Here is a 252-nt window from a genome sequence, read left to right as displayed (position 1 = left end):
ATAAGGGACACTGCTCTGGGAATCGTCTTTTTGGCATCAATCGTCTCTTCGGAGAGGGTTGTAACGGAATCAAAGCCGAGAAAGGAAAGGCATAAAATCGCAGAGCCTGCAAGCACATACGAGTATGACACTTCCGGGTTATAAAAAGGCTGCATGGAGAAAAACGTGCCCGTCCCCATCCCTTCTGCAATTCCTTTGAATGAAAGAATGATAAACAGTGCGATGACAAGAAATTGATAGGAAATTAACCAC

General features: G+C 44.4%; 1 pseudogene. It reads right to left on the bottom strand.

Annotated features, from left to right (window positions below):
* Positions 1-252 (bottom strand): annotated as a pseudogene (locus SB775_RS31940) (Putrescine importer PuuP); the annotation flags it as partial.

It is taken from the genome of Peribacillus sp. SIMBA_075, from assembly GCF_046534585.1.
This window is presented reverse-complemented; position numbering and strand designations above follow the sequence as displayed.